At 70.0% G+C, this 20865-nt stretch carries 11 protein-coding genes and 1 pseudogene; 6 read left to right on the top strand and 6 right to left on the bottom strand.

Translation table 11 applies throughout. The annotated features are described in order from the left end of the window. Positions 1-99 precede the first annotated feature (99 nt). From IE294_RS43070 to IE294_RS43055, 4 genes and pseudogenes are all read right to left on the bottom strand, one after another. Positions 100-1227, bottom strand: a pseudogene (locus IE294_RS43070) (alginate lyase family protein); the annotation flags it as partial. A 357-nt stretch (positions 1228-1584) separates the two neighbouring features. Beyond that, positions 1585-3564: a hypothetical protein gene (locus tag IE294_RS43065; RefSeq protein ID WP_189894802.1), complete on the bottom strand. Its 1980-nt coding sequence runs from the start codon at positions 3562-3564 to the stop codon at positions 1585-1587. Positions 3565-3704: 140 nt separating this feature from the next. Next, positions 3705-4817: a ricin-type beta-trefoil lectin domain protein gene (locus tag IE294_RS43060; protein WP_229918012.1), complete on the bottom strand. Its 1113-nt coding sequence runs from the start codon at positions 4815-4817 to the stop codon at positions 3705-3707. Positions 4818-5058: 241 nt separating this feature from the next. After that, entirely contained in the window at positions 5059-5709 is a 651-nt protein-coding gene (locus IE294_RS43055; protein WP_189894801.1) for a response regulator transcription factor, read from the bottom strand. A gap of 641 nt (positions 5710-6350) precedes the next feature. On the opposite strand from IE294_RS43055, the gene IE294_RS43050 reads away from it, so the two are divergent. From IE294_RS43050 to IE294_RS43030, 5 genes are all read left to right on the top strand, one after another. After that, positions 6351-7922, top strand: coding sequence for an ABC transporter substrate-binding protein (locus IE294_RS43050; protein ID WP_189894800.1), 1572 nt, complete (start codon positions 6351-6353; stop codon positions 7920-7922). 271 nt (positions 7923-8193) lie between these two features. Beyond that, the gene (locus IE294_RS43045) at positions 8194-9885 is read left to right on the top strand and encodes a glycosyltransferase family 2 protein (protein ID WP_189894799.1); all 1692 of its coding nucleotides are present in this window, start codon (positions 8194-8196) and stop codon (positions 9883-9885) included. Then, positions 9882-10880, top strand: a complete 999-nt coding sequence (locus IE294_RS43040; protein WP_189894798.1) for a glycoside hydrolase family 26 protein — start codon at positions 9882-9884, stop codon at positions 10878-10880. Before IE294_RS43045 ends, IE294_RS43040 begins: the two co-directional genes overlap by 4 nt. Then, the gene (locus tag IE294_RS43035; protein WP_189894797.1) at positions 10877-12571 is read left to right on the top strand and encodes an ArnT family glycosyltransferase; all 1695 of its coding nucleotides are present in this window, start codon (positions 10877-10879) and stop codon (positions 12569-12571) included. Before IE294_RS43040 ends, IE294_RS43035 begins: the two co-directional genes overlap by 4 nt. 415 nt (positions 12572-12986) lie before the next feature. Beyond that, positions 12987-15215 carry a hypothetical protein gene (locus IE294_RS43030; protein WP_189894796.1) on the top strand — a complete coding sequence of 743 codons (2229 nt, stop codon included), beginning with the start codon at positions 12987-12989 and terminating at the stop codon, positions 15213-15215. On the opposite strand, the gene IE294_RS43025 is transcribed toward IE294_RS43030, so the two are convergent. Then, positions 15196-16731: a hypothetical protein gene (locus IE294_RS43025; protein WP_189894795.1), complete on the bottom strand. Its 1536-nt coding sequence runs from the start codon at positions 16729-16731 to the stop codon at positions 15196-15198. The genes IE294_RS43030 and IE294_RS43025 overlap by 20 nt on opposite strands. 243 nt (positions 16732-16974) lie before the next feature. Beyond that, positions 16975-19719 (bottom strand): hypothetical protein, encoded by a 2745-nt coding sequence (locus IE294_RS43020; protein ID WP_189894794.1) that lies wholly within the window; start codon positions 19717-19719, stop codon positions 16975-16977. 645 nt (positions 19720-20364) lie between these two features. On the opposite strand from IE294_RS43020, the gene IE294_RS43015 reads away from it, so the two are divergent. Next, positions 20365-20865 (top strand): cysteine/serine endopeptidase inhibitor (locus tag IE294_RS43015; protein ID WP_229918011.1); only part of this gene is annotated, 501 nt, incomplete at its 3' end.

Raw genomic sequence — 20865 nt, 5'->3', positions numbered from 1 at the left:
GCCCATCGAACCCCTGCCACCCGTGAGGCCGCCTGTCGGGGCCGGCGAGGCCGAAGCGGAGGAGGACGGCGCCGGCGACTGCTGCCCGGTCGGCGGGCCCGCCGGATTGTCGGCGTGGGTGAGCGTCTCCCAGGCAACGAACAGGTTGTTGGAGCCCGCCGGCCGGTTGCGCTCGGTCAGCTTCCCGGTCTCCGGCAGCTCCTGACCGAGCCGCGTGTGCAGCGCGTTATAGCCGACCTCCGTGATCGGTCCGAGGTCCTGTTTGAGCGACCCTCCGCACAGCGACGAGGGCACGTCGGCACCCAGCTCGTACGTGGACTGGAACTCCAGCGCCTGCCCCAGCCGCTGGCCCACCTGGCCGTACAGGTCCTGTCCCTGGATCCACGCGGTTTCCGCGACGTGGGAGATCGCGGAAATGCCGTATCCGGTGTGTGTCAGGTCCCGGCACGTCTCCTGGGTCAGTCCCGAGGTGAACGTCGACTGTCCCTGCCAGTAGCCGACCACGCCCGACTGCGAGTTCTGCGCACCCGACACCGTCTTCGGCAACGCGCCGTCGGAGTCGACATAGACGTACGCCGCCACCCGCTTGAGGTAGCGGTCCACCGCCTTGTCGTAACTGGCCCGGTCGTCCAGGAAGACGGAGATGCCGACCGCGGCCTCCATCATGCTCAGTTCCCAGTTGCCGTTGCTGTCCGACCCGTTGATGACCTCGGGCAGGTAGACGTCCCGCAGCATCGTCGCGAAACGGTCTGCCTGTGACCAGTTGGTGTACGTCGAGCGGATGATGTCCGCGGCCCGCGGCCACACGGAGCCCGCCCAGCCGGTCTGAAGCGGCGCGTTGCTGTTGGTGTGCGTTTTGATCGTGGACGACCACGCGTCCATGATCTCTGTCGCCTTCGCGGCGTACTTCTCGTCCCCGCCGATGTACCAGACCAGCGCATCGGTGTACGCGGCGATCGCGTCCTCCCGCTCGTCCGTGCACCCGTTGTTCGGCTTGGAGTACGACCCGCACTCCACGGTGGCCCGGGGGCTGGGGCTGCGCGACAGCGACGCGTACTCGCTGCCCGTCATCTGGGCGTAGGCGCTCTTCCAGGGCTCGCTGCCCGCCTGTACCTTCTCCCGCACGAAGTCAAGCTGCGGCTTGCTCACCATCACCCCTGGATGGGCGAAGGCCGTGGGCTCCGTGCTCTGTCCGGCGATCGCCGGGACCACCACGACCGTCGCCATGAGCAGCGCGATCACCGCGCCCAGAGCGATCCGTTTGTTCTTCTCCGTACTTCGCTCCAGGAAACGGCGGAGAAGCGCTTTCGACATGAGGAAGCCTTCCAGCAGGCGTTGGCCAGTTCCGTCAGGGTCCGCCGTGGGGGGCGTGCCGCACCCTCGGCCGGCGACAGGGGGACGCAGCTCCCCCGTCACACCATCCGCATGGGCAGCCGTGGGGGAAGCCGCTTCCTCACGTCATCCTTCTCACCTCACGACACCGTCCACCAGCCCGGGAAACACACCCTGCCCGTTGAGCCGGAGAGACTGTCCGAACGGCCCCTGCGGCCCTTGCGAGGCGAGGCGGCGGACTGCGGGCCGACGTCAGCTACTCGTGCGAGCGCTCCAGGCGCGCCACGCGCGGATCAGTTCACGCGCCGCCCGGTCGTCGAGTGCGGGGTCGTCCGGCGTTCCGTCCGACGACAGCTCGCGCAGCATGACCACCTCGGGGGCGGCGGGATCGGGCGGAAGCACCCGGAAGCGGGTACCAGGCTCGAACAGCACCCGGTCCGGGCGGAGCGGATCGAGTATCTCCGTGCGGCGGCCGTTCACGGACCAGATGAGGAAGTCGGTGTTGCCCGGCGCGTCGGCGGGTCCGAGCTTCGATGCCTCGCACGCCGTCGGGTCGGTCACCACGAGCTGTCGTGCGTACCAGCGCCGCATCGACGCGTCCAGCGTCGCGCGCAGCCCGGTGGGCCCCCGGTGAACGGGAAGGATGCGCAGCCCCTCGCGGAGCAGAGCATCGTCGGGCTGCTCCGGCCGGCCGTCGCCTTCGTCGTTCCCGGCTCCACCGCGGGCGTCGGACATGTCATCACCCGCCAGTCTGCGCAGCACCGCGGCCAGGGCGGCGACGGTACCGGTCCGCGGACCGGATCCCGACAACCCGGGGTGCCTGCGCAGTGCTTCGGCCGCAACGGACATCAGACCGGTGTGCCCCGCGTGCTCGCCCGTGGGCGGGCGGGTCTCGGCAGTCGGCACGGGGCGCGGCGTCGGCCGGAGGCCGCCGGACGCCGGGGGACGCCCGGCGGTGACACCCGGTTCTTCGATCCGTGCCGGGGAAGAAGCAGCGCTGGTGCGCGGGGCCTCGGCGGCAGGTGCCCCGCCTCCGGACGGGTCCGTGGGCCGGCACACTCCCAGACGCACCGAGTTGCGCAGGTCAGGGGGAAAGGACTGCACCAGCTGCCGGGCCAGCCGCCGGAGACGAGGCAGTTCCTCCGTGCGGCCGGCGTCGCACAGTACCCGCTCGTATTCCGGGTCGGGGTCGGCCGACCGCACCTGCACGGCGTGCTCGGGCTCCTGGGCCAGCCGTACCCACAGCCCGCCGCGGATCACCTCGACGACGGCATCGTCGTCGAGGCGGTGGGTGCCGGGACGGACCTGCGGGAGGCCGGCGAGCGGCCATCGGTGTACCGCCGCGAACGGCGACGACGGACCGGGATCGCCGGGGGGCAGGTGAACGAACTCGCCGGCCCGGAGGGGGCGGCCCGGAGCGCCGTCGGCGCCCACCACGAGCACGTCGTCATCGTCGCCGGTTCCCTGCGGCAAGCCGCTGAGAAAACGTACGGGTTCGCCGGTGCCCTGGGCGAGGACGTCCCCGAAGTGCCGCCCGCCGTGCAGCCGTGCGGGTCCGTAGCACATGAATCGCACCGCCGTCCGCAACACCGGTGGCAGGTCATGCCAGAACCGGGCGACGTCCGCCACCGGTGGGGCATCACTGCCGGGTACGCCGATCACGACCGTGATCAGGTCGGCCGACACCGCGATCGTGCGGGCGAGACGTGTCCGATGGCTTTGCCAGGCCGGATCCTCCTCCGCGGGGCGCAGCCATACACCAGAGGGAACGCGTTCCGCCACGATCCGGCCGAGCGAGCGCGGCGCCGTGGGGAGGACGGACTCCCACGACGGTTTCGGGAAGACGCTAGAGTCCCACACCTCCGGTGCCCCGGGCGCGCAGCGCACCCATCCCCGTCCTTGCTGTGGGCCTACGAACAGTCCGCCGCCGGGGGTGAGCAGCGGGTGCCCGGCCGTCGTGATCACCGTCCGGCCCAGCCGTTCCGCCAGGCGCCGGGCGATGGGAACGGCCTCGCGCCGGGGGCGGCCGAACACCAGCCTCAGATCGTCCGGCCCGGCGGGGACCGCCAGGGCCAGCATCTCGATGATCCCGTCGTCCACCCTGTCCGGCAGGTCGGCGACGACCACGGTGCACATGGGGTCAGGAGCCAGGTGCGCAGTGAACGTCAGGGCGCGCGGGTCCACGGGACCCGCCGGGCACAGCAGCCAGGCCTCGCCCGCGCGGTGAGCCATGAAGCGGAGGCTTTGGACGCCGTTGCGTGCGGTCGGCGCGGACGCCCCGGCGGGGTGGAGCGGGGTTTCTTCGAGCCCTGTTCGGGAGGAGGAGTCGTAGGACGGCGACGACATCCGGGGTCCGGGCCGTGCCACGTTCCTCAGGTCTTGGACCACTTCTGGTTGTCGGTACCACCGCAGGACCACAGCTGGAGGTGGGTGCCGTTGGCCGTCTGCATGTCCCGGACGTCCGCGCACTTGTCCGCGTAGGAGTTGACCAGGTCGTGTGCGGCGTTGAGCCGGAACTGCTGTGCGCGGCCGCCGTTGCAGTCGGCCAGCACCAGGGGCGTACCGTCGTCGGTCGAACCACCGGCGAGCTGTACGCACATGCCCAGGGTCCGCATGGTCCCGTCACCCGGGAACGTCCACCGCTGGGAGGTTTTGCCGAGGCAGTCCCAGATCTCCAGCGCCGCGCCCCGCACGGCTTCTCCTCCCACGACGTCGATGCAGCGGCCGGAGTCGTGGCTGAAGATGCCCACACCTGGAACGGTGTCCGTCGAGCCGGAGGAATGGTGTGTGGTCGTGGCCGGCTTGGGTGTCGTCGGGCTCGGCTTCGGGGTTGTCGCGCTCGGTTTGTGGGTCACCCCTGGCTTGGCGGTCTGTGGAGCGGACGCGGTCTCCCCCAGCTCCGTCACCGGGGTGGGCGCGTTCGCGGCCACCGCGGAGATCCGGTCGTGTCCGCCGGTCTTGCCGATGCGGTCGCCGTTCGGCGCGTCCGAACTCCGCGGTGCTGACGAGGCGTCGGTGACGGCCGGAAACCGCCCCTCCGGCGCCTGGCCGGGGTCCCTGTCCTGCGGACCCGCTTGGACCGTCTGCGCGGGCTCGTGGAGGCCATACACCATGGGGGTCAGCAGGAACACCGCGCTGAGCAGTCCGGCTCCGGTCAGTATCGGCTTCGCGAGGTGGCCCTTCAACGCGGTCGGCTCGTGAGTGTCACGTCCGGGCCTGCGGACTCGGCGCTGGGGCCCGCCGCCGGTGTCCGGGCCGGGCTCGGCAGGGAGCGGGTCCGCGGCGGGTGTGGCGGAGCGGGTCGCAGCCCCGGTGGCCGGGCCCGTAGCGCTGCTTCCCACTGCCTCCTCGCCGAGCGCTTCCGCCGTCCCCTGCGGCGACGGCAGCGTCCAGGGCAGCTCGCCCTCCCATAGCGCCTCGCCGTCCGGCGCCCCTGCGAAATCGTCAGAGCGGCCGGACTGCGGCTCGCGGTGTTTCATCTCCATGCCCTTCCCCGGCCTGACGGACTTCACGATCGATCAACGGCGGCCAAGGCATCACTTCGCGTGTTTGGCGGCCGATCGGCATCAGATGTGCGCCGTCACTGGCCATATGCGCCTTCTGTCACGGTGGTCACCAGTCGAGGCTCTCGCGGGAAGGATAGGGACAACGTGTGACGGCTCCCGTCCCAGGTCCTCGGTCGTGCACACAAGGGCACCGTCGGTACCCTTTCGGCACCCGCGGGGGTCACAAGATGCCCGTGCGGATGGCGAAAGCAACGGCGTGGGTGCGGTTGCGCAACCCCAGACGCTTGATCGTCGACTGGATGACACTCTTGATCAGCCGCTCCGAGTAGCTCAGGTTGTTGGCGATCTCCACCGTGTCCAGCCCCTCCGCCAGAAGTCTGAGCACCTCGATCTCGCGCTGCGACAGCTTTACGGGGAGGAGCCCGGTGGCGGCTTCGTCCCGCTGCATGGTGCGCATCCGGTCCAACAGCATGCCGAGCAGTGCGGGCGGCACCATCGAACGCCCTTGGTGCGCCTCGAGGACCGCCGCGGCAATGTGACGGAAGGTGGTGTACGACCGCACCAGGAAACTCACCAGGCCGTGATGGACCGCGAGCGCCAGTTGCTGTTCCGAGATGTGGTCCGCGACCAGCACGATCCGTATGCGTCCGCCGGTCGTGTGACTTGCACGGCTCATCATGGACAGCATTTCGCCAGTGACCTCGGTGGTGAGCACCACCAGGACGTCCGCGTCCGCCAGTTCGTCGGCGCGTAACAGCTTGACACGGTCGTCGGCGTCCAGGAAGGCGGCCGTACCCTCCTGGGTGAGGTGATCGTCAGCCTGCACGACCAGCCCCAGGACGGGGCGCACTTCGTCTGTGTGATCAGGCATGGGGCTCCTTGTCACAAGCGCGACACCGCGGTCAACGGGCCGCGCTGCGGCCGGCGTTCAGCAGCCGTGGCAACCAAGACCGAGCCGGTCCGAGGTCCGGGCGGGAGTCCAAGAGCGCACTCCTTCAAGTATTGCAATGATATGGGGTGCGAACCACATGTAGTCAAACGCCCCCACCAACCGTGCATCCCGGAGGTAGTGCAGCCGGCGGTCGGCAGCGGTCACGTCACAACATGGTGTGAACTCTGCATGCCGCACAGACCCTCGCCGACTCGTCGCCGCAGCGGACCAGGCGCCTACCGCAGACGGCCTTGAGCTGCTGCTTCTCCGAGGAGACCCAGCTCAAGGCGCACGTGACAGCTCCGAGCCGCTACTTCGGGAAGCAAGGGACAAATCACGCCTAAGCAACTTCAGACACCAAGATACGCGGAAGGAAGGTCCGCCGAAGCGCAAGAACACGAAACACACGGTGTTAGCCTGACGCTCACTCGACGCGCCCCTCCCTCGGAGCAACCGTGTGGTTGCTCCGGGCTCGCGAAGCGCATGGCAGGACCGCCGTCGACGCAAGGGTGTCCGGACGCCGGGGACGGTCGGCCCAACTCGCCTCGATCGCTTTCCGAGACCCGTTGTTGAGGGGAAAGATGAACAACCGCAAACTTCTTCCTGCGCTGCCCGTAGCCACCGGACTCGTCGCCGCGTTGCTGACCGGTTGCGACGTGAGTACGGACAGCACTTCGTCCCATCTGGTAGTGGGGATGTCCGACAGTGTTCTGTCAGTGGATCCTGCGTCCGGTTACGACCCTGGATCATGGGTGGTCTTCAACAACGTCTTCCAGTCCTTGCTGAGTTTTCCGCGGGGGTCGACAGAGCCACAGCCAGAAGCCGCACAGGAGTGTTCTTTCATCGATGAGGACACCAAGGTATACAAGTGCATACTCAAGGACGGGCTCAAGTTCAGCAACGGTGACCCGCTCGAGGCCGACGACGTAAAATTCACGTTCGACCGCATGCGGAGGATCAACGACCCGAATGGGCCGTCGGTCATGTTCCAGGCGCTCAAGCGGGTCGAGACTCCGGACAGGAAAACGGTGGTGTTCCGGCTCAAGTCACCAGATGCGACATTTCCGAGCAAGATCGCGTCCGGTGCCGGCTCGATCGTCGGTCGGCGGCAGTACGATCCGGGCAGTCTACGCAGGGACTCCCGCGCCATCGGTTCCGGCCCTTACAAGTTGGATTCGTTCGACAATCGAGAGGCTGTTTTCTCGGTGAACGAGAACTACAAGGGAACCGCGAAGATCAACAACAAGGGAATAGTACTGAGATTCTTCAACGGTGACCAGGTGGCATTCAAGCGGGCCTTGCTGCGCGGTGACGTGGATGTCGCTTACCGTGGTCTTCAGGCGCCCGACATCGCGGACATCGACCTTCACGGGAAGAAGCAGGGTCTTGATGTCGTCGAAGGAACTGGCGTCGAGGTCCAGCACCTGGTTTTCAACCTCAAGGATCCGGTGGTCGGACATCTGGCAGTCCGGAAGGCGATCGCTTACTTGCTCGACCGCGACGACCTGATAAAGAGCGTCTACCATGACACTGCTGTCCCACTGTATTCGACCATTCCAACAGGCATCGTCGGCCACAGCTCGGCCTTCTTCGACCTCTACGGCTCGACACCTTCCAAGAAAGCAGCGGCGGAAGCACTGGCGAACGCCGGATTCCTCGAGAAAGTGAGACTCACTCTCTGGTCCACACCAACCCGCTACGGGGCGTCGACGGACGCGGAACTCGCGAGCATCGCTCAACAATTGAATGCCAGCGGCCTTTTCCAAGCCGACGTGAAATCGGTCAAATTCGAACAGTACGAGAAAGACATCCTGGCCGACAAGTACGGCGTGTACGTCAAGGCATGGGTGCCTGACTACCCTGACGCCGACAACTTCACGGCCCCCTTCTTCGGTCCCGGCAACGTACTGAACAACAACTACCAGAATTCCACGATCATTGCGAAGATCATTCCGGCCACCGCTGCCGAGCGCAACCGCCGAGAGACCGAGGATCAATACCGCCGCCTGCAGACCATCGTCGCCGAGGATCTGCCCGTACTCCCTGTCTGGCAGAGCAAACAGTACGTGGTGGTCAAAGAGGCTGTCCGCGGGTACGAGTACTGTCTCGACGCGTCGACAGTGTTTCGTTTCTGGGAGTTGTACAACGCCTGACCGTGCCGGCTCCAAGAGGAGTCGGCGGTGACCGGCTCTGCTGTGACCAACAGTGGGCACGGTGGCAGAATCTGGGGTGCGCCGGTCACCTCGGTCATACAAAGGACACGGACCCCTTGGTGCATGCGCCGTGCCCTTACAGGCCCTTTCCGGGCGGCGCGGACATGAACCGCAGGGCCGCCACCTAACCTGTGCGATGTGCTGTCGGGCGACGGCCCTGCCGGTGTGTCCGGGCAGCTCTCCACCAGCCGCATTTCGGAGCCCGACGCCCATGGCTGACCACCACTGCCCTACCTGTACTGCGCCCCCGCAGCCCCGCCGCTCACACCCGCACAACAAGCAGCGACCGAGACAGCTACCGGGCACCGGCGGGCTGCTTCCAACGCCTCCGGACGACCACGAGAAATACTCTTACGTGGCTCGCCGAACCTGGGTGTTGACCACTTTCTCCTTCCTCGGCTTCGTCTGTGCCCTCGGCAGCCAGGTCGACTCCGCCCGTCACGGGCCGTGGATCTGGTTCTTCGCTCCCGTGTTGCTCCTGTCCGTGCTGGGTGTCGCGATCTCCCTGCGGCTGGAGCTGTTCACTCCCGACTTCGATCTCGAGGCCCACCGTGCGCTGGTCGATTCGTGGTGGCCGCGCGAGTATCCCGCGGTGGACGTCTTCCTTCCGGTGTGCGGCGAACCCATCGAGGTGCTGCACAACACATGGACACACCTCCAGCGGCTGGTCGACGCCTACCCCGGGCCGGTGCTCCCACTGGTCCTTGACGACTCCGACAGTCCGGAGGTCGCGGCCATGGCGGACGACTTCGGCTTCCGCTACCTGGTGCGACCCGACCGGGGCTGGTACAAGAAGGCCGGCAACCTGCGCTACGGATTCGCCAACACCGACAGCGAGTTCATCCTGATCCTCGACGCCGACTTCGTTCCGCGCACCGATCTCCTCGACGAACTGCTGCCGTACATGGACGCCGACCCGGACATCGGGATCGTGCAGTCCCCCCAGTACTTCCGCATCCTGGACCAGCAGAACTGGATCGAACGCGGCGCGGGGGCCGTGCAGGAGCTGTTCTACCGCTCGGTTCAGGTCTCCAGGCAGCGTAGCGACGGTTCCATCTGTGTCGGTTCCTGCGCCGTCTACCGGCGCACCGCGCTCGCCGAGGTGGGCGGTACCAGCCTGATCGAGCACTCCGAGGACATGCACACCGGTTTCGATCTGCGGGCACGCGGCTGGGACCTGCGCTACGTGCCGCTCGCACTGGCCACCGGTCTGTGCCCGGACACCATCGGCGCGTACTACCACCAGCAGTACCGGTGGTGCATGGCCTCCATGAGCATGCTGGGCAGTGCCGAAGGTTTCTGGAAAGTGCCGATGCGCATGGCCAGCCGCCTGTGCTACGTCTCCGGGTTCGTCTACTACATCGAGTCCGCCCTGACCCTGTTCACCGGTCCACTCATCATCTCCGTGCTGCTCCTCTTCTTCCCCGAACAGATCAAGTTCACCGACACCTGGCTGTTGCTGCCGGGGGTTCTCTACCTGGTCGTTGTCTACCCCCTGTGGCACCGCAACCCCTACCGTCTGGAGGCGTGGGCCGCGCGCGTCCTGTACAGCTGGTCGCACGTCTTCGCCATCTGGGACACACTGCGCCGCCGTGCCATGGGCTGGCAACCCACCGGCTCCGGGCAGGCGCGCAGGAACAACACGACCCGCCTGTGGATCGGCATCTGGGCGTGGACGGTTCCGGTGACCGTGCTGTGGATCGGTGCCGCGGTGTGGCGGATGGACACGATGGTGCCCGAGGACTTCGCGCTGCCACTCGCCTCGGGACTCTTCTACGCGGCGGCCGTGCTGCGCGTTCTCGTCCTTCCGCGACCCGAGGTACCGGAGGGCGAGGGCGCCTCGACCGTGCCCGGGTCCGTCGCACCGGCCGGCGTGGAAGCCACCGGGAGGGCCGCGATATGACCGCTGTCAGTCGCAGGAGAGCGCTGCGCTGGTCGCTGGCGGCCCCGGCCTGCGCAGTGGCCGGCTGCGCCCCCAGCCGCACGGCGCCGATCGGCGCGGGCGGGGAAGGATCCGAGACGCGCTCGGCACCGTATGTGCCGTTCGACGTCACCTGGATGATCCGGCCCCCGCACCACCGCAAGTACCTCGGGGTGTCCTTCGCCGGGAAGCCGGTGACGCCCGGCTTCCTCTCCCTGTGGTCCGGGAGGGCGGGCAAGGCGCCCAACCTGCTGTCCCTGCGCCTGCCCTGGTACGGGAGTCCGCGGACGGACCAGGTGCTCGCGGTGTGGCGGCAGCGGACGCTGCCTTACCTGTCCTGGGAGCCCCTGGGGTCGGCGCTCCGTGACATCGCCGCGGGCCGCCACGACGGGTACGTGCGGCACACCGCGCAGACCGTCCGCGACCTCAACGTGCCGCTCGCGCTGGCGTTCGCCCCCGGCATGAACGACGGCGGGCGGCCGTGGGGCACCGGTAAGGCCGCTCCCGCGGACTTCGTCGGCGCCTGGCGACGCGTCCACGACCTCTTCCAGGACACCGGAGTGTCGAACGTCATCTGGGCCTGGAGCCCCACGGTGACCAAGAAGGGATCGGCGCGGCTGAAGCCGTACTACCCGGGTGACGCCTACGTCGACTGGCTGGGCCTGGTCGGTCACTGCACGCAGGACGGCCCCCACACGTTCGGCACACTCTTCGGCCCCGCCGTCGAGGAGGTACGGGCGTTCACCCGCAATCCGGTGCTCGTCGCCCGGACCGCGGCCCAGCCCGGAGGCCACAAATCCGCCTACATCGAGGACCTGGTGCACACCGTTGCCACCCACGCCGACGTCGTGGGCTTCATCTGGTTCGACACGGACGACGGAACCGACTGGCGGATCGACAGCAGCCCTGCGGCGCTCGCCGCCTTTCGCCGCGGTGTCGCCAACCCGCGGTTCGGCTTCGACGTGAGGCACCCATGACGACGACCGAGGACCACGACACCACCACCGGGCAGTACGACGGCGAGACCACCCTGAGACTGCGCGTGCCGGCGGTGCGGGGTGCGCGGTCGGCTCCCGGATACCTCTTCGAGGAGATCACCCGGGCCGACTGGGTGCTCGGACGGGTGCCGGACACGGGCTGGTCCGCCGCGCCGAGCGGCCGCCGGACACGCGTGGCCCGTGCCCTGCTGGCCTGCCTGCTGCTGGCGCAGGCGACCCTGTCGCTGCGTCTGCACAACAGCGCGTTCGAGGACGAGGCGCTGTACGTCTACGCCGGCCACGCCATGATCGACCACCTGTTCCACGGCGTCCCCGACTACGGGAATTTCGACAGCTACTTCTCCGGCTCACCCGCCCTGTATCCGGTGCTCGCTGCGTGGGTGGACTCGGCCGCCGGGCTGACCGGGGTGCGCTTGATGAGCCTGACCTTCATGCTGGGCGTCACGGCACTGCTCTATTCCCTCACCCGCCTGCTCTTCAACGAGCGCACCGCGCTGTGCGCGGCCGGGATCTTCGCCGTCGCCCAGTCGACACTGTTCCTGGGCAACCTCGCGACCTACGACGCGATGGCCGTATTCCTGTTGGCGCTCACCGCCCGGATCCTCGTCCGGGTCGCTCCGGGCCACTGGGCGCTGCCGCTGACCGCGGTTCCGGTGGCCGCGCTGACGGTGGGGGTGAAGTACGCGTCCGCGCTGTACCTGCCGACCCTCTGTCTGCTGCTCGTGCTGGCCGCCCACCGGCGGCTCGGCGCGCGCGAGGCGCTGCGGCGTGGCGCGGTGTTCACCGCGGGCGTGACGGTGCTGATCGGCATCGGCCTGTCGACCACCGACTACCTGGACGCTATCCGGAGCACCACGACCGACCGCGCCCACGGCGGGACTTCGGCCGGACTGATGCTCTGGGACTGCGCCAGGTGGGGGGGACTGCTCTTCGCCCTGGCGTGTCTCGGCACGCTGCTGTACTGGCGGCGGGCGGGACTCGGCGAGGTCCCGGCCGGGAACCGGTTCACGCCGGTGCCCCGGTGGCGGCTGGCGCTGGGCGTCCTTTTGACCGGCACCGCACTGCTCGCCCCCGTCTACCAGATCCATCTTCAGACGAATATCTCGCTGCACAAGCACATCGGGTACGGTCTGCTGTTCGCCGCACCGATGGCGGGCGTGGGCCTGAGCCGTCTGATGGGGGCGCACTTCCGTTTCCCGCAAGCCGTCGTCGCCGTCGGCGTGCTGGCCCTCACCCTGGGCATGTCGCAGTCGGCGCAGAACTACGGGGTCTGGCCCGACACCACGTATCTGATGCCCGAGCTGGCCAAGAACGTGCGGCCCGGCCAGAAGTGGCTCGGCCAGCCGCACGAGGCGCCCGTCTATTACCTCGGCAGCGAAGGGCTGACGGACTACACGCTGTGGACGTCCATCTACTACATCGATTACACGGGACGTGCGGGCAGCCATCTCAGCGGGCCCGAGGGCTACCGGGCAGCAATCGACGACGGCTGGTTCGACGGTGTCGTGCTGGACTGGTCCGACCAGCCCGGAGAGATCCAGACGCTCATTCGCAAGGAGATGCGTACCAGTAACCGTTACCGGCTTGCCAGTGCCCTCATGTACCGCACCTCGGTGGGCTCAGGCCACTTCGAGATCTGGCTGCGGATCCCCTCCGCGCACGCAGCCTGATGCCGGGAACGGCTCCCGAGCCGATTGCCAGGTCAAGCACCGTGAGCGGCACGCTGCACCGAAGGGCACACTCTGTTCCCCATGGGGCGTCGACAATGTCGGCCATGGCCGGTTTCTATATGATCATCCGGCCGGTGTGCTGCCAGCAGCAGCCTCTCGGCACGGACCAACGGGGCCTCAGCAGGACCACGGAGATGCCGCGGATGAATCGCAGTCAGGTGACAGGGACGGCCGGACCCCGCTCCCCGTCCGTCCTCACCGGGGGTGGCGGACCCGGTTCCCGGACGGGCGGCGCACGATACTTGCACCACTCCTGTGCTCAGTGGTGGCCCGCCACTTGACACCGACGAACAACGGCGAAGGCGCGTCCGGCCGAAAGCGCCTCTGGCGGCCGTCGCGGACCCGCTCGGCCTCCGTGACCGAGCCGCACCCGGCACCCGCCGTCCACCCGGACGAGCGTCACCCCGCACCCACCGCGGACCTGAGGGTGCGGCGGGTGGGTGGCACCTGGCTGGTCCATCCTGCCGCCGGTCCCGACCGCCAGTCCCAGCTGTTCGCCGCGGGGCTGGCCACCGATCCCGAGTACGCCCTGGTCGTGGTCGACCTCCCGCGCGCCTCCTCCCTCGACGCGGTGGAGGAGGCGGTGGCCCGCGCGGTACCCGCCGGCGCGCGCGGCCTGCGCATCATCTTCGGCCGACCGCCGAAAGGCGGCGCCGCGGCAGCGGGATGCCTGCTGGCCCGGCGGCTCGCACTGCCGGTGGTCGTCCCCGACGGCGTGCTGCGGCCCTCTGCCGGGGGCGCCCTCTTCATCGGGGCGGACCGGGGCCAGGGCTGGGTGCTGTGCACGCCGGAGGGGCAGGTCAAGTACCTCTCCCGCCGCTTTCCCCGGCCCACGTGGGACGAAAGCCTGCCGAACCGACCTCGCGCGATGGGGCGGTCCGCCGTGGCGGAACCCGTGCCGGCCGGGGTGTGGCTGCGTCCGGTCCGGGAGGACGCTGCCCAGCACCGGCACCGTGGCCATCTGGCCGCCCGTCTGCGGAGCCGGAGCGACGCGGCGACCGTCGTGATCGGCACCCCCGGGGCTCCGGGACCGGAGATGGAGGACATCGGCTCCTTCTGGCGCAGCCTGCCCGAGGACACTGCGGCCACGCTGCGCGTCGTGCCATACGGCGTCGTCCACACGCCCGGGGACCGGCCCTTCGGCGACTTCCTCGCCGCCCTGACCGGCGAGCCCGTCCACGTGTACAACGGGTTCCCCACCGGGGATCCGCTCGTCGGTCTCCCGCCGCAGGACGACGTCGTCTTCCTGGGTGAGGGCGGGGAGTTAGGGCGTCCTGTCTTTGCGCGCGAGTTGCTGTACCTGCCTCCGGAGCCCGATGGTTCGTCCCACCCCGCGCTCGCGGTGGATCACCGTTGGCCGCTGGAGCACCTCCCCATGCTCCGCCAGGGCCTGTACCGCGGCGGGAACGGCATGATGCTCGAAGTACTGCCCTGGGGACTGTGGATACGCCCTTCGGCGGAGCCCTGGTACGCCGACGAGGTACGCGCGACCTACGCCGACCCGCACCACGAACTGATCCTGTGCGACGACAGCGTGTCCGAAAAGCTGCCCCAGCTACAGCGACTGGCCGAGGACGTCCTGCGGCGTCTGCCCGCCCAGGACGGCCTGCTGGTGCGGGTGCTGACCGCCAGCCGCCCCTGGGGTGCGACCGCCCTCCGCTCCGGGCCGAAGGCGCTGCCCGCCCCGGCTCCCCCGGTCGGGCACGAGACGCTGCCCGGCCCTGGGGACCAGCGGGAAGGGCAGGAAGGGCGCGAGGAGCAGGAAGCGCGGGAAGGACGGGAAGTCCCCGCTGTCCGGACGCAGTCAGGTGCCACCGGTACGCCCGAGGATGAGGCTGTCGTCGCCCGAGCACTGCGACACGATCCCGGGCTGGGCCGAGGGCTGTCGGACGAGAACGCGTTCGCCGGACTCCTCGCGGTGCGGCGGCGCCTCACCGTCCACGCGTGGCGCACCGGCCAGGACCCGGATCACGCCGGAGCCGAGGCCCCTGCCGCCGCCGACCCGTCCGCGCTTGCGGCTCTGGCCCTGCTTCCCGCGTACGAGGGAGTGGTGGCGCTGCGCACACACCTGGATCCGGCGGCGATCCAGTGGTACCGGCAGCACCGCGTGGCCACCGCGCAGGGCGTGTGCGCCTCTTCCCTGACCGGTAATCCTGGCAAGCCCGGCAACGCTGACGTCCTCATCCGCTCGGTCACCGGTCGCCGCACGGCCCTGCTGGAGCCCGAGTTGCCGGATCGGGTGCTGTTCCCGACGGGCACGCGGTTCGAAGTCCTGCACGTGCAAACCCGGCCGGGGGAAGGTGCGGTGGTGATGCTGGACGAGCTGCCGCCCGCGGGCGTGCGCCGGAGCGACCGTGGCCGACGGGCCGCCGTCCGCGAACTGAGGGCCGCGCTGAGGGTCTGGCGCCAGGACGAGATGAACGGTGTCGTGCGGGACCTGACACCTGATCCGTTCGCCCGGCCGCCCGGACCGCAGGGTCCGGACGGCCCGGGGAGGCCGGCCGGCGCGACCGGCCCGGCCTCCGCGCGCGCCCGGTCAGAGGCCGCCGAACGGCCGGATGCTCTCAGTGGGCGGTTCCGCTGACCCACAGCGAGGCGCCCTGCTGCTGGATCACCACGTCCCCGTCGTCCTGCAGCACCAGCTCGGCGCCGTCGTGTCCCGCGGTCCCGGAGGACCAGGCCGTCTGGCCGTCGCCGGTGTAGACGACGAGGTGGCCGTCCGCCTGGAAGACAGCCTTGTCACCCCTGCCCTCGGTGTGCGTGGACCAGCGGACCGTGCCGTTCTCGTCGGCGATGATCAGGTTGCCGTCCTCCTGCATCGACAGACGGGCCCGGCGGGACTCGACCGACTGACCGATGTGCAGGACGCGGGTCGCCTGGACGACCGTGTCCCCCGCGGTCTCCGGGAGCGCGGCCTCTTCCCCAGCGGTTTCGACTCCGGCCTGGGGCGTCGGTGTGCCGGAGGCGGCCGGTGCCGTCGGCGAGTTCGGGCTGCCCGGGGCCCAGGAGTTGCCGGCCGGGCTCGCGTGCCGAGGGCCGGTGCGGTGGCTGTGGTCGTGTCCGGGTCGGCCGTGGTGTCCCGAGTGTTCGGGGTCATCGTCTCGGCCGGTACGACGGGTCGTGTCGTCACGTGCCGCGGTGTCCTGGACCGACGACGTGGCCTCGGGCGCGGGTTGTGCGGTCTGTGTCGACGGCGTCGCGGGCGTCGTGCCCGAAGTGCCGTGACCGGCCGGCGGCTGGGTGCGCGCCACGGTGGCCACTGTCGCGGTGTCCGACGCCTCGGTAGGTGTGGACGGCGCGGAGCCGCCGGGCTGGACGGCGGGGCGTGTGGTCTGCGCGTGGGCGGGGGTGGGGTGTGACGCGGACTGCGCGTGAGCGGGGGTGGAGTGTGAGAAGGCCTGTCCGGCGGTTCCACCGGACGAGCGCGGACTCTGCCGGGCGGACGCGCCGGCCGACGGCTGGGGCGCGCGAATGCCGGGTTTCTGGGACGCCTTGGACGGTGAGACGCGGATGGTGGGAGGGGGCGCGGGGGTGGACGACGAGGAAGAGGACCTCTTCGGAGGGGTGTCGGGTGTGTCTTCGTCGGCAGTGGATCCCTGTGAGTGCTGAGGCACTGGAACGTCGAGCAGGAAGTTCGGGCTGTTGGTCTGCGGCGAGGCCGTCTCCCCGCCCGAAGCCTCGTAGTCGACGTCGTGGTCCTTGTTGTCCATGGCGTTCAGCGCCAGGGGCAACGCGACGAGGACGGCACCCGCGACCGCCGCGGCGGCGAGCATCGGCTGGTGGCTGGGCTTGGCGCCGGCCGGGTTCGTGCCCTCCTCCTCGCCGGCCTGCGCTCCGCCCGTCCTGTTGCGGCTGCGCCATCCCAGCCGTCCCGGCCGGGGCTCCTCCTGCGGGCTGGGAACCTCGCCGCTCTGCTCCGCGGCCGTCGCCCCGGCGCGGGAGCCCTCGCGCCGCGTCTGCCGCGTGCCCGGCTCGGTGGGGCCGGCCGGAGGGGAGGGGGCGGCGGAGGATGCGGGCAGAACGAGTCCTCGCCGTATCCTCAGCTGGTCGCCGCCTTCCGGTGGTGTGTTGCGCCGGGCCGTCCTGCGTTCAGCGGACATGTATGTCCTGCCTTTCTGACATGGGTCTGTCGTGGAGACTCTGTGGATCCGGGGGCGCCGGGGATGGCCGGCACGTTCGTGAGCGGCGCGGCTGAGGGGGTGTGGTCATGCGTTCCCTCCCCACGGCCCGACCGCTAACCGGAAGACATGACCGCCCCCCGCCGCACGGGCGTTCGGCACGATCATCGGGGAGTCTCCTCGGCGGTGGATGTGCGGTCGGCACGGTGGGGCCGCCCGGCGGGGTCAGGTGTCGGTGTCCCGGTGCGGGACGTGTTCGGTCAGGGGACCGGAGAGCCGGGCCGGCCACGGCACGGTGGCCGCGGTTCCGGGGAGCTGGTCCAGGGCCTGCACCAGCTGTTCCCTGGCATCCCGGTCCAGGGCGTCCTGTGTGCCCTGACGCGCGGCCGGTGAGCCGGCGGCCACCTCGCTCAGCAGCACCGTCGTGACGTCAGGTCGGTCCACCGAGCCGAGCACCCTGAAGCGGGTCCCGGGCCCGAATACGATCTCCTCGCTCTGTTGCCCTTGCGTCACCGGTGCGGTGAGACTGCGCACCCGCCTGCCGGTCACCGACCTGATGAGATACCGGTCGCCGGTCGCCGCGGGCGCCCCCTCCAGCACGAATGCGCTGACCGGCCCCTGCTCGGACAGCTCGGTACCGGGTGGCAGCGCCTTCGCCCGCGAGGAGAGCGTCCCGGCATCGCGGACGACGATCCCCCTGTACGACGGGAGCCTGCGAAGACCGGACGCCTGACAGGCCAGACAGGGGTATGCGTCGGCTGATCCCGCCGCCAGCTGTTGCTCCAGCCATGGCCGGCTCAGCGGGCCCTCGTCGAGGGTGAGGTACGAGCGTACGGCGATCAGATCCGCGAGTACGGCGTCGTTCTGGTCCTTACCGCCTGGCATCACCGTCAACGTGCTGGTCACCGCCGACTGTTGCTGCCACCACCGCTCGCCGGCCAGGGCGCGCAGCGCCTGCCTCTCGGTGGGGCCACTGCGGTGCATGGGGCCGACCGGGAAGGGCGGAGCGGACCGTCGCACGGGGGTGGCGGTGACGGATACGGAGGTGTCGGGGACGGGTAGGGGATCGGCGGCGGGTGGCCGCACGGGTGCGACCGGGCGGGGTGGACCGGGTGGGCTGCTCGGACGAGGCGAGTGCGCGGCTTCCTCGGACGACGGCCCGACGGGTGCGACGGGATCGGCGGTGGCCTGTCCGGCGGGGCGGCCCGGAGAGGAGGGGTTCCCGGCCGGCTCCTGCGCCGATGTCGCGCCGGGCGTGCTCCAGGACACCGGCACCGAGCGGCCGAGCGGCTTGCCCACGGAGCGGCTCGCGGCGAACGCCTCGGCGAAGCCGGGCGGAAGGGCGCCTCGCGGGGCCGGCGTGGTCGGAGCGGCGGACACCGGGGCGGAAGGGGTGGTGTGCACGCCGGCCCCCGAGGTGGAGGAGACGGGCGGGGTGCCCGGCGTCGAGGCTGAACGCGTGGGCGGTGCCGCCGGTGCGGCAGGGTTCCCGGACGCCGGGTTTTCGGACGCCGCCGGAACCGGGGCGGGTACGTGCCGGATGCGTACGCTCATCGGAGAGGCGTGCCAGGGTACCTCGGTGGAGGCGTCGCCGCCTGCCGCGGCCGACGCCTTGTTCCTCGCCTGTTGCGCTTCGGGGGCCGTCGCCCGCGCACCCGTCTCCGTGCGTTCTTCGGACGTCTTCTCGTCGTGGGCCAGAAGCAGTTGGTGTCGTTCGGCGATGCGCCGGATCTGCCGCTTGCCCTGTGCGGTGCAGACGCCTCGTACATGGAGCGTCGCTTGCGCGACTGCGGTCGGTTCCAGTTTCCCGAGGAAGCCGTCGAGCACCGGCCACAACCCGTCGTCCAGTTCCCGGCCGGGCACACCGACGTCGATCATCATCGTCTGGGGGTCCAGTGACCACCCGAGGCCACCCGGCCGCGTGTCTTCGCGCGGTCCCACCCACAGCCCGGCGCGGGTGACGGCGACCTGCCACATGTCGCCCAGCGGCAGTACCCCGTCCGCGGACGCGTCGGGCACACCCGTGAGGGGGGATCGCCACTGCACGATGCGGGGCGCGGGTGCATGGCCGCCCCGTCCCGGAAGGCAGGCGACGGCTTCCGCGTAGGGCCGCCAAGACGGTTCGCCGTCCGCCGTGATCAGCACCACGGCTTCCTTCGCCGTGCCGTCCGCCGACTCCAGCAGGGCGGGCACCCCACTGACGATCTCCACCTCGGCACCGAGAAGATCCGCGGTCTCCTGGCCGGTGGGCAGCAGGTCGCGCGCGTCACCGGGTATCAGACGGGTGGCATGCCGGGCCCGCGGGGGCAGTCGGGTCAGCAGTTCGGTCAGTGCCTCCGCCCCGACCGGGGCGGTGCCGGGAACGCCTACGACGAGGGCGAGCCGCTGCCCGTCCACGGGGATGGAGGCGCCGACGGCCTGCCCGGTGTCGGGCAGCGGCTCCGCGCGGCGGATGTGCACTCCCGCGGGTATGGGTTCGACCGCATAGCCCGCGACGGCCTCGGAGGTGAGGTGAAGCGCCGCGTCCTCCCAACTCGGCACCGGATGGCGCAGCCCCAGGGGCCGGGCGTGCAGACCGGGGCTGAACCGCCACCATCCGCCCGCCCCGTCGGGACCGGGAGGCGCGAACAGGGCGCCGCCGGGGGCGACCACGACCGGCCCGGCGGGAGCGAGGACGTGTACCTGCCAGTCCTCGCAGATCCGCCTCGCGGGTGCGGGCCGGTCCGGCAGATCGGCCCCAGCTCCCGCCCACACCAGTCGTACCGCGGTGACGCCGTCCTGCTTGAGGCCGTCCAGTGCGGAAGCGAGCCGCCTCCACAGGCCCCTGGCCCCCGCGGAGTCGGCGGTGACGATGACGGTCGCGTGGTCGGGGCTCTCCTGCCGCAGGGCGTCGACGGCCGCCGAGAGGTCCGACCCCTCAGCGTCCGGCCCCAGATGGACGACGGGACCCGAGGCGGGGGCGCCCGACACACCCCCGATTCTGGCGGCGAGTGTTCGCAAGGGGCCGAGCCCACCGGTCCACCGGCTCATGGGAGGACGATCCCCACGGTCATGCCACCACAGTTCAGCTGACGCGCGACGGCCGGCGGATGCGTACACGCTCCGGCGTCCCCCAGGAGCTTCGTTCCACCGGGCGCCCCCCGGCCGGTGAGCCGGTCAGGAGTTTCGCTCATGCCTTCTCACCGCTCGCGTCCCTGCCACCTTGCGTGCCTCTCCCCCGCCGCGGGAGGGTGCACCTGACCCGGCCATCGCAGCGGAAATGCGCGATGGCCGGCAATGCCGACAGACAGACATTGCCTGTTCGCAGGGTGATCGTGCACGAACTGCCACGGCGTCGTCCGTGCGCACCGACACGAAGTGCCAACTCGTCTTCCGGGGTCAGCGTGTCGACTTTGAAGGTGTCGGGACGCACCGACGCCAAGGTGATGACCGAAAAGGCGCCGCGAGTGCCTCGCCGTGCACAGGCCCGACAGTGTCCTTTCGCGTCCGCTCCGTGTCTTCCATGATTGGCCCGGCCCGGTCCGCCCAGCAGGCCCCGCGTGGCCCTCCGCCGGCCCAAGTGATCCGGGCCGTGAGCCCCTCCACGACAGATTTCACCGAGACCAGGAGATTTTCGTGTCCATCCGGAATCGGGTCATCGCGGGCGGCGCAGTCGCCGTGCTGGCCGCCACTCTGGGCGGTGTGTCCCTGGCACTGGCCGACAACTCGGTCAGCGCCCAGGGCATCTCCGGCCAGATGACCTACTACAACGACAGCGGCTACGGCGCCTGCGGAACGGTCATCGACGCGTCGACCCAGGACCTCGTAGCGGTCTCCCACGAATGGTGGACGGCGGCCAACCCCAACGAGGACCAGCTCTGCGACGGTGTGTCCGTCCAGGTGACCTACCAGGGCAAGTCGATCACCGTGCCGGTCAAGGACATGTGTCCCTCCTGCGACGCGGAACACATCGACCTCAGTCAGAGCGCGTTCCAGCGGCTGGCACCGCTGGACAAGGGCCTTGTCGACGGCATCACCTGGAAGTTCCTTGCCGGGGACGGCTCCTGGACGATACCCGCTCCCCTCCGGTCGGCCACGCCCAGCGGTGGCACCGATGGTCCTGGCGCGCGTACGTCG

The sequence above is a fragment of the Streptomyces canarius genome (assembly GCF_014650735.1).
Lineage (GTDB): Bacteria > Actinomycetota > Actinomycetes > Streptomycetales > Streptomycetaceae > Streptomyces > Streptomyces olivaceoviridis.
The sequence above is the reverse complement of the archived record's forward strand: the minus strand, read 5'-3'. Positions and strand labels throughout refer to the sequence as shown.

Excerpts from the sequence above, each read along its gene's own strand:
- IE294_RS43065 (WP_189894802.1), bottom strand. The coding sequence starts at position 3,564 with ATGGCTCACCGCGCGGGCGAGGCCTGGCTGCTGTGCCCGGCGGGTCCC.
- IE294_RS43060 (WP_229918012.1), bottom strand. The coding sequence starts at position 4,817 with ATGGAGATGAAACACCGCGAGCCGCAGTCCGGCCGCTCTGACGATTTC.
- IE294_RS43055 (WP_189894801.1), bottom strand. The coding sequence starts at position 5,709 with ATGCCTGATCACACAGACGAAGTGCGCCCCGTCCTGGGGCTGGTCGTG.
- IE294_RS43050 (WP_189894800.1), top strand. The coding sequence starts at position 6,351 with ATGAACAACCGCAAACTTCTTCCTGCGCTGCCCGTAGCCACCGGACTC.
- IE294_RS43045 (WP_189894799.1), top strand. The coding sequence starts at position 8,194 with ATGGCTGACCACCACTGCCCTACCTGTACTGCGCCCCCGCAGCCCCGC.
- IE294_RS43040 (WP_189894798.1), top strand. The coding sequence starts at position 9,882 with ATGACCGCTGTCAGTCGCAGGAGAGCGCTGCGCTGGTCGCTGGCGGCC.
- IE294_RS43035 (WP_189894797.1), top strand. The coding sequence starts at position 10,877 with ATGACGACGACCGAGGACCACGACACCACCACCGGGCAGTACGACGGC.
- IE294_RS43025 (WP_189894795.1), bottom strand. The coding sequence starts at position 16,731 with ATGTCCGCTGAACGCAGGACGGCCCGGCGCAACACACCACCGGAAGGC.